The sequence below is a fragment of the Microcoleus sp. Pol12B5 genome (assembly GCF_036701335.1).
Lineage (GTDB): Bacteria > Cyanobacteriota > Cyanobacteriia > Cyanobacteriales > Microcoleaceae > Microcoleus.
Window position 1 is genome coordinate 23293 of sequence record NZ_JAUBQQ010000037.1, and the last position, 12723, is coordinate 36015.

General features: G+C 45.6%; 6 protein-coding genes. 1 reads left to right on the plus strand and 5 read right to left on the minus strand.

What is annotated here, in order from left to right; genetic code table 11:
• Window positions 1-63 precede the first annotated feature (63 nt).
• Window positions 64-444 carry a hypothetical protein gene (locus QUA24_RS16595; protein WP_333230800.1) on the plus strand — a complete coding sequence of 127 codons (381 nt, stop codon included), beginning with the start codon at window positions 64-66 and terminating at the stop codon, window positions 442-444.
• Here QUA24_RS16595 and QUA24_RS16600 read toward each other — a convergent pair.
• From QUA24_RS16600 to QUA24_RS16620, 5 genes are all read right to left on the minus strand, one after another.
• Window positions 441-4316 (minus strand): CHAT domain-containing protein, encoded by a 3876-nt coding sequence (locus tag QUA24_RS16600; RefSeq protein ID WP_333230801.1) that lies wholly within the window; start codon window positions 4314-4316, stop codon window positions 441-443. The two genes, QUA24_RS16595 and QUA24_RS16600, sit on opposite strands and share 4 nt — an antisense overlap.
• Window positions 4317-4665: 349 nt before the next feature.
• Entirely contained in the window at window positions 4666-5937 is a 1272-nt protein-coding gene (locus QUA24_RS16605; RefSeq protein WP_333230802.1) for an FAD-dependent hydroxylase, read from the minus strand.
• 417 nt (window positions 5938-6354) lie between these two features.
• Complete coding sequence (locus QUA24_RS16610; protein WP_333230803.1) at window positions 6355-9813, minus strand: PAS domain S-box protein; 3459 nt, start codon at window positions 9811-9813, stop codon at window positions 6355-6357.
• 589 nt (window positions 9814-10402) lie between these two features.
• On the minus strand, window positions 10403-11533 hold the full coding sequence (locus tag QUA24_RS16615) for a serine/threonine-protein kinase (RefSeq protein ID WP_333230804.1): 1131 nt from the start codon (window positions 11531-11533) through the stop codon (window positions 10403-10405).
• A 495-nt stretch (window positions 11534-12028) separates the two neighbouring features.
• Complete coding sequence (locus QUA24_RS16620) at window positions 12029-12697, minus strand: glycosyl hydrolase 108 family protein (protein ID WP_333213169.1); 669 nt, start codon at window positions 12695-12697, stop codon at window positions 12029-12031.
• Window positions 12698-12723 lie beyond the last annotated feature (26 nt).

Here is a 12723-nt window from a genome sequence, read left to right on the forward strand (position 1 = left end):
AAAAGAAGTACAATAATTATGGCAAAATAAGAATTACTCATTTATTCTATCGCCATTATCCCAATGACTACCGTTACCCAAGCAGAAATTGAACAGTATCGCTCCCAATTACAAGAATATCCCGATGCTCTAAAAGAGCTTGATGTACTTGAAGAGTGTGAAGGCGATTTAGAATATGCAGCCGAAACCTTAGCAATTAAGTCAGGAGAATTAGACAACGATCTAGATGCAAGAAACCCAAATGAGCCTAGCTTGTTAGAAAAATCAGCCGAGAAATTACGTCCTCATATTTGTACGCAAGCCTTTAAAGACGTATTGAGTCAAGGTTTTGCTGTTGCATTGGGTTCGCTAATAACTGCTGGCGTTTACACAGGAGTACCATTAACACTGGTACTTATTTACATAATCACGAAAAATTTGGACAAGTTTTGTCAGGATTGCTAAACGCCGATCGCAGTGAAGCCAGCCCAGTAATGAGGTTCAGCAAAAGGAAACGGCTTGCGGTTCAGTGCGCCATCCAGAGGAGCATTAACAAAGCGTGTGCGTTCTTTTTTGGGCAACAGTTTAAATGTTTGATCGATTTGCGGTTTGAGGCATTTTAATAATGCTTCAAGCCCCTCTGAGGTCAGATTCCGCAGCCATTGTTGTGCCTCATTGAGAGCAGTAACCGTTGATAGAGTTTCTAGGTTTTCATAGAACCGAATCAGTAACAAACTGCTGGCGAGTTCATCCACGTTCCAAAGGGTACTGACCATACTAGGGCTACCTGCTAAGAGAAATCCGAAAGGTAAGCCAATATATTCATCGCTGGTTCTGGATTCTGTCAATCCAGTTTCGCAGGCGGAGAGGGTGACAAGGCGACATTGATTTAGATCGAGATTCAAGATTTCTAATAGTGTCAAACGTTCTTTATTGGCGAATACCAGGGATGATTCCAAAGGCGAGTCAGGCTCGAAGTTGCCGTGACAACCGAAATGGGCGCAGTTGGCAAAGCTGAGTTTCGCGTTTAGAATTGCGTTCTTATTAGCATCATCTTTTGCCAAGAAATCATTAGACTTGAATTTGTGACGGATGTTAGCGGCTTGCAGTTCAAGTAAGTAGCGGTCTTTTGTAGGATTGGCAATAGCAAATAGGTGAGAGAAATGAGGGCGTTGTCGCTGTTTCGCCTGTTGCAGTAGTTGGCAACTGGGGGCATAGCTGACTCCACCAGGGAATAAGTCGAGAAGGCACGATTCCGATTGGGACGATACAGTGATAGAAGAATCGATTTCATCGGTGCATCCGCTTTCAAAATCCCTTTCGTGGGAGATTGGCAACGCATGAAGGGGGAAAAGATGCAGGAAGCGATGAGGAATTAAAATCAGTCGATCGCACGGTTTCGGAATATTCTTTAAAATCTCATCAAGATGCAAAATCTCAGCTAGTTTTTGGAGGCGGGAGGCTAGTTTTTGCTTCCATTGGGGTTTTATCTCTTTGTACTCTTTCCGATACTCGTTCTCCCAATTTACCAAGGCTTGAAAGTCTGCTGTTGAAGATTGCCAGATTATTGGTGTTGGGGATTGTGGGGTGATGATGAAAGTTAGAAATTTATCGCCTATGATGTACCACTCAAGAATAGCGGTGTTTTCACCTATCAGAGTTTGAATGTCTTTGTAGAGGATGGGCTTAACTTTTTGGGTGAGGCTAAAATCAGGATCAATTGATGTAATTTCATGAGCAATCAATTCATCGAGTTGTTTACGCAATTTGGTGAGATGAGTAGAATCGCGGCTAGTGGTTAGGCTGTCGATTTTGAGGCTGCGTTCTCCCAATATTCTGCCACCATTACTGTTACGGTTTATCTGTTCGATTTCCAGTTGTCGCTGTTCGGCCTCAATTTCTCGACCGAGGCGCGACAATTCGTTGAGAACAGTTTCGGGGATATTGCCTTTAGGTTTGATGTCACGGTTGGCAAAGAGTTCTACAAGGTTGCGGGCTTTGCTACGTTCGGCATATTCCACAGCTTCGGTGTCGCGTTGCAGTTCGATGCAAACTTCTACCATGCCCAGATAGAGTTGATTCCATTCTTCGGCTAATTTCTGTTTGGTTTCATCCCCAGATTGAATCTCGCCCCGTAAAAATTCTACTGTTTCAATCGCTGGGGCATAGGTATCATAAGCGAGTTGCCATAGCTGGTTAGTTCGGTAAAGATTACCTAAATTAGATAAAGTCTCTGTATGTCGTTGTGGGAAAGCCTCGCGAGTTCTAATAGTTAAAGCATTGCGATAAAGTTCGATCGCAACTTCGATATTCTGAGCTTTCTCTCCCCTGATTCTGTAAATGTAGGCAATTGCCAGATTATTTTGCGTCGCCGCCCAATATTCGGGAAAGGCATCGCGGGTGCGGATGGTTAATGCAGCAGTGAAATATTCGATCGCAACTTCGATATTCTGAGCTTTCTCTCCCCTGATTCTGTCACTGTAGGCATTTGCCAGATTATTTTGCGTCTGAGCCCAATCTTCGGGAAAGGCATCGCGGGTGTGGATGGTTAATGCAGCAGTGAAATATTCGATGGCAACTTCGATATTCTGAGCTTTCTCTCCCCTAATTCTGTCACAGTAGGCATTTGCCAGATTATTTTGCGTGCTAGCCCAATTTTCGGGAAAGGCATCGCGGGTGTAAACGGTTAATGCAGCAGTGTAAGATGCGATCGCCAGTTCGATATTCTCTGCTTTCTCTCCCCTGATTCTGTCACTGTAGGCTGCTGCCAGATTATTTTGCGTCCTTGCCCAATTTTCGGGAAAGGCATCGCGGGTGTAGATGGTTAATGCAGCAGTGCAAGATGCGATCGCCAGTTCGATATTCTCTGCTTTCTCTCCCCTGATTCTGTAACTGTAGGCAATTGCCAGATTATTTTGCGTCTGGGCCCAACTTTCGGGAAAGGCGTCGCGGGTGCGGATGGTTAATGTAGCAGTGTAATATGCGATCGCCAGTTCGATATTCTGAGCTTTCTCTCCCCTGATTCTGTAAGTGTAGGCAATTGCCAGATTATTTTGCGTCCTTGCCCAATCTTGGGGAAAGGCATCGCTGGTGTACACGGTTAATGCAGCAGTGTAAGATGCGATCGCCAGTTCGATATTCTCTGCGGTCTCTCCCCTGATTCTGTTACGGTAGGCTTCTCCCAGATTATTTTGCGTGCTAGCCCAATATTCGGGAAAGGCATCGCGGGTGCGGACGGATAATGCAGCAGTGTAAGATGCGATCGCCAGTTCGATATTCTCTGCTTTCTCTCCCCTGATTCTGTAACTGTAGGCAATTGCCAGATTATTTTGCGTCGCCGCCCAATCTTGGGGAAAGGCATCGCGGGTGTAGACGGTTAATGCAGCAGTGTAAGATGCGATCGCACTTTCGATATTCTCTGCGGTCTCTCCCCTGATTCTGTAAGTGTAGGCAATTGCCAGATTATTTTGCGTGCTAGCCCATTTTTCGGGAAAGGCATCGCGGGTGAGGACGGTTAATGCAGCAGTGTAAGATGCGATCGCCAGTTCGATATTCTCTGCTTTCTCTCCCCTGATTCTGTAACTGTAGGCAATTGCCAGATTATTTTGCGTCGTTGCCCATTTTTCGGGAAAGGCATCGCGGGTGTAGACGGTTAATGCTGCAGTGTAATATGCGATCGCACTTTCGATATTCTCTGCTTTCTCTCCCCTGATCCTGTAAGTGTAGGCAATTGCCAGATTATTTTGCGTCTGGGTCCAATTTTCGCTTCCGGGTTCCCGATTATTTAAAACTATTTGATAACCAGTAATGGCAATTTCAAGATTATTCGCTCTTTTCCCCAGCGGAAAGTCACTAATATGAATACTCAAGTTTCCAATGCGGTCGAGAATAAATTCAATTGCTTCGGGATGATCGGCAATTATATTCTGGGCCACTTGCTGTAAAATCTCGGCAAAACGGTCATTGAGGAGATGTTGCCGCCCGGCGAGCATGGGGTAAATTACTTTAATATCGCTCTTGCTATCTTTTTCTGCTTGCAATAAGTTTCCGATAAACTCTAAATACTCTTGGCGATTTTCACCTTCAGAGTTATCGCTATCTCCCTCATCATTCATCCCCAAGAATTGCCCTAGCTGACTGGCAAAATTCCATAAAAAATTAGCATGATTTTCCTGTCCTTCCTCTGCCAGGTTTTCTGCTACTACCTCGCAAACTTGCAGAAACCCCGAATCTACCAATTCTAAGTTAGCCTGTAAAATCTGCGGTTCCTCACCGTTGGGGCAATTCAGGAGTGTCTCAATCAATTGCTGATAAGCTTGGGCGCGGGTTTCTTCCATTGTGGGGAGTTTTCAGTAACACCGATGTTTATTTTACCATGATGCGATGGGTGGCCAGAAACCGGGTTTTTTCGAGAATATTTGGTTACAGGCGAAGAAATGGGAAAAAACCCGGTTTCTTCGATCGTGCCAGTGGCGAGAAACCTCGGTTAGCCCGATAGTCCGCCAGGGGTTGAAACCCCTGTCTCATAGCAAAAGTCCTCTGAAGAGGACTAAAGAGTTTTTCATTTTTATCTCGGATTTTCAGTCGGTTTCAACCGACTTTCGCTATTAGCCAGGGGTTTCAACCCCTGGCGGTTGTGGCAACACCGCTAGAGTGCAAGCAACATAGGAAAAAACCCGGTTTCTTCTAATTTTGCGCTAATTCTGGCGGCCGGCCCATTAAACCGGTCATCAAGCGCAAGGCTAAAAACCTCACTGGGGGAATTGTCCGCAAACACCACAATCCAAAGCGGCGAAATGCTACAATTGGCAGCCAAGTATTGGAAAATAATCTGTCTAGAAAATCGGTAAATCCTAACACGATTAAGTTCTCTTTTTTGCGCCAGTTGTGATACCGTTTCAATACTCGCAAGTCGCCGATGTCTTCGCCTTTTTGGTGCGCTTGCTGCAAGATTTGGGCGATCGCCCCAGCGTCTCGAATGCCCATATTTAATCCCTGGCCGCCCACGGGATGGCAGCAGTGGGCGGCGTCGCCAATTAGTGCTAATCTGGGCAAAACGTAGCGATCGCTCTGCATTAACTGCACCGGAAACAAAAAGCGATCGCTCTCCAATTCCAAACGCCCCAAAAGCCCGCCCGTGCGCTGTTCCAACAAAGTCAAAAACTCTGTTTCATCCATTTGTTGCAAAGCTTTTGCTTCCGCGTGGGGTGCTGTCCAAACTACTTGACAGCGGTTCCCCGGTAATGGTAAAACTCCCATCGGGCCGCTCGGCCAAAAGCGCTCAAAAGCGATATCATTGTGCGGTTTTTCTGCTTTAATAGTGATAGCAACGCAGGATTGCCAGTATTTCCAGCCGCGAGTGCTGATGTTGGCTTCGGTGCGGATGCGCGATCGCGAACCGTCGGCGGCGACTAATAATTTGGTGCGAATAGTCCGAGTTTCGCCGTGTTGTTTGACTTCTATTTCCGCGCAATCGGTTAAATATTTTACCTCGACTACTTCCGCCGGACAAACCCAACTAAAATTCGGGTTTTTTGCCAAAGATTCTTGCAAAGCTGACAGCATGACTCCGTGCTCGCCAACGTAACCTAAAGCTGCTTTTGGTACAGGCAATTTGCCAGTATTTCCCAAATCCGGGCGGTGGAATTCGACGACACCGGGATAGTCGCCGTCGCAGAGGCTAATTTGCTCGAAGGTGGTGATTTGTGGCAAGATTTGCTGCCACACGCCGATACCTTCTAAGATCATTCCTGATAGCAGGGTGATTGCATAGGCTTGTTTTTTCGCTGCGGCGGCCGCGGGGAGTTGGGTTTCAATTATAGCGATTTTCAATCCAGAATCTTTTAACGCGCTGGCTAAGGTGGCCCCGACTATGCCACCTCCGACGATGGCTATGTCAAAGTCGAGTGTCGGTGTTTGCGTCGAGGCTGTGGTTGGAGAAAGTTCGTTTACAGGCATTTTCAAGGGATTTTGTCAAAGTTAATTGGATTGTTACTTTTTTATTGTAAAGAATTATTTCGATTTAGGGCGATCGAGAAGAGTAGACTATCGACATCCCTGAAAATCAAGGTTTTCAGACTACGAGATCCAAATGCAAGTCCTGGATGCACTCGCTAACTCAGAAACCCGGTTTCTTCCTATATTTCTCGTCACTAAACGGAAAACTCCTAGAAACCGGGTTTCTAGCCCCCCCAATGAGTCAGCCCTGAAACTAATGACTCATGACTCATGACCAAAAGCATCCAGGATACAAGCCCCCGGATTCATTCCGAAAGCAGACTCAGTACCCAGAAATAAAAAACCTGTATCCGATAAAGGAACCCCCGAATTTATCCGTGGGGTCAATGCTTCAATCTAAAATCTAAAATCTAAAATCTAAAATAGATTGACCATTTCCTTTGTGTTTTCGGTAGCCAGCGCTGATACTTCCTGGCAAATGGGAATCTCGATGACAAACTCTGCACCTTCCCCAGGCGTGGAAATACACTGCAATTTGCCTCGGTGCTTTTCAACTATAATCTGATAGCTGATTGACAGTCCCAAGCCTGTACCTTTGCCGACGGGTTTAGTAGTAAAAAATGGGTCGAACAATTTGCCAATGACTTCTTGATGGATTCCCATCCCGTTGTCGGCAATGCGAATTGTTACTGTGTCTGAATTGGCAATCGTGCTAATCCGAATTCTGTTGTGGTGAGCATATATTTCTTTTGAAGAATGAGTGCTGTTGTACTCTTCGAGGGCGTCGATCGCATTTCCTAAAAGATTCATAAATACTTGATTGAGCTGACCTACATAGCACTCGACTTTTGGAAAATTCCCGTATTCTTTGATAATCTCAATAGCGGGACGAAGTACATTAGCTTTGATGCGGTGCTGCAAAATTAGCAAAGTGCTTTCGATTCCTTCGTGAATGTCTACTCGCTTCATCTGCGATTCGTCGAGTCTGGAAAAGTTGCGTAAGGATACAACTAAGTCGCGGATGCGATCGGCTCCTACTTTCATTGATTCCAAAATCTTCGTAAAGTCTTCCATCAAGTAATCAACTTCAATATCTGCGGCTGCTTCTACAATTTCTGGGACGGGATTTGGGTATTTTTCCTGGTAAAGGTGGAGCAAACTGAGTAAGTCTGTGGCGTATTGGCTGGCGTGGGTGATGTTGCCGTAAATGAAGTTAATCGGATTGTTAATTTCGTGGGCGATGCCGGCAACTAGCTGCCCGAGAGAAGAGATTTTTTCGGTTTGGATTAGTTGAGTTTGAGTTTGGTGCAACTCGCGGACAGCTTTTTCGAGCTCGGCTGCTTGCGATCGATACTGTCCCTCCGACTGCTTGAGTGCTTCCAAAACTTGGACTCGATCGCTAATATCGGTGTGAGTTCCCACCCACTCGCGAATGCTGCCGTCGGCTGCTAAAAGGGGGACGCCCCGCACCCAGAAGTGTCTGTAGCTGCCGTCAGCAGACCGCAAGCGATGCTCGACTTCGTAGAGACTTTTTGTTTCTATCGCCCGCATCCAAGCTTGAATTGTGCGATCGCGGTCTTCTGGGTGCACTGCTTCTATCCAGTTGTCCTTCTCTTTCCAACTCATGCCCGTATAAGCTATCCAATCAGGCTGAGGCTTGTCGAAGATTCCGCTAGCGTTTGTCATCCAAACCATCTGTGCGGTGGCCATTGCCAGCGATCGATATCTTTCCTCGCTCAGACGCACAAATTCTTCGGCTTGCCGACTGGCTGTCACGTCGCGCAAAATAGCTGTGAATATGATTTCGCCTGCAACTTCGAGTTTGGAAATAGAAGCTTCGGCGGGAAATTCCGTACCGTCTCGGCGGCGGGCGAAAATTTCTTTGCGGTTGCCCATGTTTCGGGCTTGTTTAACGCCGCCGCCGAAATTACTGACGAGGTGGCTGTGAGGGGCGGCAAAAGCTTCGGGCAACAGCAGACTCAGGGATTGTCCGATCGCCTCCGCTGCACTCCACCCGAAAATCCTTTCTGCACCTTGGTTGAACAGGATAATTTTTTGGTCAGCATCCACGGAAATAATCGCGTCGTCGGCAATTTCTACAATGCCGGCGAAACGAGCTTGAGACAGTTGCAGGGCTTTTTCAGCGTGTTTGCGATCACTGATGTCGCGGGCGATCGTCGAAATGTATGTGAGTTTGTCGTCCGGTGAGGAGTGGGATATGATGACTTGGCTGACGGGAATTTCGAGTCCCGATGCTGACACGAAGGCTGTTTCTCCGCTCCAAAAGCCTTCGGAAACAGCGGTGGCGATCGCTTGTTTCAAAGTGCTGTAGTCTGACGCTGCCGTGAATTCTAGAACTTGTCGCTTGGATATATCTTCGTTTTCGTCTATACCCACCATTTTTCTGCCGGCTTTGTTAATGTAAATGGCGCGTCCTTCGAGGTTGTAAGTACCTACAAAATCGGGGGTTGCTTCCAGAATTGCTGCCAGACTTCTGTTGGCGATTTCGGCTTTTTTGCTTTCAGTAATATCCCGCGCGATGGTAACTATACCGCTAATATTTCCTAGTCCGTCCCGGTAAGCACTTTTTGTAGAAAGAAATGTCCGCAAATTTCCTTTAACTGGCAGCTCTTCTTCGATGGCTTCCGTTGTTCCCGCTGCCATAGTTGGGCGATCAGTTTTCCTAATATTGCCCGCAATTTCTGGCGGAAATAACTCGCTGTCATCTCTGCCGATAATGTCTTCTACAGACTTGCCAATTATACTGGCTCCCGCAGCATTAAGCATTAAGTAACGACCCTGAATATCTTTGACAAATAGGGCTGCGGGCGTACTGTTGATGACTGCCATCAACAGGTTGTAGTTTTTTTGAAGCGCCTGCTTTGTTGTTTGAGAGTCGAAAATTTGCTGCTGCAATTGCTCGTTGGTGATTTGCAGTTGGATAGTCCGTTTCTCAACTTGATTTTCTAAGTCTAATTTAGCTTTCCTCAGCCCCAGTTCCGCTCGATAGCGCTTCCGGTCTGCGCTGCAGAGAGTTTTGGCATTCTGCCAAATCAGAACTGTAAAAATAATCACGTTCAATACGCTTAAGAGCGATATCCCTACCTCCGGCGTGTAGGCTTGTAACCGATCTCCCAATAGGATGAAATAACCGACTAAAGGCGGGATAATGATTGCCCGTGGCAACAAGCGCCTCGCCATGATGCCGCCCGCGCGATCGCTCGTCATTACTGCTATCAATCCTCGCTCTGGACTGGCAAATAAAATGCCAAAGCTCAGCAACATAAATGCTGCGGAAGTGTGCAAAGCCATCCCTGTATTATTGCCAATTTGGTAAAATAAAGCTTTGTCGTAGAAATAGCCTATCAAACCCGTAAATGCAATTAACAATGCTGAACAGCTTAAGATTTGAATTCGCAGGTATTTAGGCCGACGTTCTGACAGCAGCAGCAGCGCTGTTCCCAGGAATAAAAAAGCAGCAGCAGTATTCGGCGCCATGCGTCCGGGTGTTCCGGTAATTGTCAATGTGTAACTTTCTTTAAATAGCAGTTGGTCGATGCCTAAGTCTAAATTACAGCTATATTGAACTAGGGTTAATATGCTAATTAATATAATTAAAAATGAGGATACTAAAATTAAATTTTTGTAATTTTTTTGAGGCTTTCTTGCTGTTAATTTGGCACGCCGGATCTGTTGGATGAATAGAGAAAACCCGCCCAAAATAAAGCATACCGCAGTATTGGCTTTCATGGTAACGAGTCCGGGCAGAATGCTTTTTAAGAGTTGCAGATCGAATATCCAACCCAAAATGACTGTACAGCCGATCGCCATTACTGCAATACTCGCTTTTTTGGAAAAAGACTCGACAGCAGCCATTCGGGTTGAGGGCCTTTGCAGTTGTTGTGTTCGTTCAAAGACTTCCAATTTCTCGATCCCTCTCATTATTTAGTTTCTACGTATCTAAGGTAACAATAAACACTCTAGTGATAGTGTTGCCTACTATACAAAGCTGCTTAAGATTTTCTCAAAGCTGCTAATCATAAAATATGAATTATTTTATCTAACTTTAGAGAGATCGTCAAATGAACGTTTAAGGCTCTTATGTAGAAGGCATTCGGCAGAATTGACTAATTTTTTATGTGTAAATTTTAATAAAAAATTCCTTGTTCCTTGTTCGTTGTCCATTCGATTTCGGAAATTGGCGGCCGAATCATCGGCAAGACGGAGTGTTTTTACTCAGTATATCGAGGGCTAATGGTAGCGGATGAATCACTGTGCAACAAGATCACTCGCATTGTAAATCGGCTGCTGTGGCTGTGGGAAATGTGGCACAACAGAGAAGACTCGGCGGTTGAAACCGCTACTACAAAAACAAAGTCCCAGCAGAGAGGGACTATCATAGGGGATATTAAAGTCGGAGTTGGTAACTGTCAACTGTCAACTGTCAACTGACAACTGACAACAGTCAACTAACTCCCAAGTTTTGAAGTGCTTCCAAAGCTTCGGTTGCTGACGGGTAACGCTGGGGGAAAGCGTACAGCACCATCTGGTCTAAAACGCAAGCCAACTGCGGGGTGACAGTTGCATTTTTCTGCCAGATGAGATTCCCTAAATTATCAACTCTGAGTTGTTTCGGGCGCATTCCTGTCAAGGCTTGAATCCCCATAAGCCCGACAGCATAGATGTCGCTGCACAATTTCGGGGAACCGATGGCTTGTTCCGGGGGAATATAATCTTGCTGAGTACCGCCACGCGATTTCGTTTGACCGATGCTGTTTTGTGAAGTGTTGATTTCTTTAACGGCCCCAAAATCAATTAATACCATTTTGTTATCAGATGTGCGCCTGATTAAGTTTTGAGGGTGAACGTCGCGGTGAATTACATCTTGTTTGTGAACAAAAACAAGCACTTCCAAGATATCTTTCAACAAAGCAATAACCTGATGCTCTTCCCAGGGTTGACCTTCGATTAGTTCTTGATACAAGGGTTGCCCTTCGATGAATTGATAGACTAAATAAAAATATCCATTTTCTTCAAAACGAGCTAACAATTCTGGTATCCGATCGTGTTGGCCCAATCGATATAAAACCCGCGTTTCTCGATCGAATAACTGGCTGGTTCTCTCAGACTGGCTTTTCAGGCGCTTGACGAGGCACAAAGGTCGATCGGGCAAATTTTCATCTTCAGCCAGATAGGTATCGCTGTACTCGGTGTTCACCAAATGTTCTCTAATTCGGTAACGCATCCGCAGCAGCTTTTGCAACATGGGATCGACAGAATTAGCTGGTTGTGTGCCTTTTTGTACAGCTCTCATGATGCAGTCCCAAAGATTTGCTCCGACTACTCTTTCTTCTTGTCCAATAATTTCTGCTTGCTTCAGTACCTTGGTGAGGTCTTTCCACAAGTTGTAGCCGACATACCGCCCCAGGTAGCCCACTGTGTACCCGCGGGCGATCGGATCGTTTTGCTGAATTTCTTGGTACGTCAAACCCCCTACAACGCCTCGAATTATCGACTGTTGCAACCGACTCAGGTGTTTTTCCGTTTGTTCGTATACCAGATTGTCCAAAAAAATTATTGCTTCTTCTACCGTCATAGTTTCATGGCTTAAGTTAGTTGTGCAGCAGCAACACATTTAGTTTTTATATTTCTGTTATAGACGGTTGGGTTAAAATTTACTAGGTTTTTTGATGGGTGAAATATATCTTGATAAATATGACTTTTATGAATCAAGATTGTGAATTATATGAAATTCATTTACTTGACAAATGATTGATGTGTTAAGTGGAATAGACTGATTTTTCTCAGAGAGGAGCTTAGAGATATAGCAATCCTCGCATCATTTGTGAATTTCTTACGGACTCCCAGCGGGTTCGGGGAGGGTTGGGGTGGAGTAAAAAATTTACGACTCCTGCAAGGATTGCTATATAAGGGTTATTTAAGCCGACATGATAAGCTGTGGTGCATTGAGATGGGAATTATCCGGCGGGCGCTCCTGCCCACCCGACAATAGTTTAAAGGAACAAGATAGTAAAAATTAGATTCGCGCCTGCTTATTAACAGTTAACGGCTAACAGTTAACTGTTAACTGTTAATTCTTAATCTTGTTCACATAGCCCCACAAACTGTAATCGCGACTCAGCCAACCCCGGAAAAAAGCCATCTGAGTCGGATCTTCTTGCACCCTTTTGTAGCGGTAAATAATTCGTTCATTAATCATTTGCAGCGCGGTATTTCTGTTATTTGCACCTTTCAGCGCTTCCTTGGTGCGCGGGTCAAAAACTCCCGTTTGTGGCAATCCTAATGCTTGCTGAAGAAAGGTAATTGAGTTATTAATACCGAAATTAACGGCGGTGTCAAACATGACGATCGCCAAAGCCGGCTGCATCGTGCCCGAGAGGCTCGAATCCCAGTAATATTTATAAATTTCTAGGAGCTCTGCTTCCGACATCTGCGTCACGTCAAGGGGCGGAAGCCCACGACTGTAGCGGTAGGCGTTGTATTCCGTTTGCAAGACGCCCCGATAAGTTCTGCCGCCCTTATCGGCAGGGTGATTGCTGAATCCACCCTCAAAATATAGGGTGAAATAAAGAGCAGTTTGAAATAATTTCTGCCGAAAGCTGGCTGTCTGCTGCTGCTGTGCGAAAGTCTTTTGGGCAAAGGGTAAGGGGATTGCTAAGGTTAACAAGAGTATCCCCAGCAGGAGGTTTGGTTTCCACTTGATCTTATGTTGGCGCTGTGTCGCTTGCTTGTCGCTCATAAATTCTCTGTGACGATCGCCCGTAA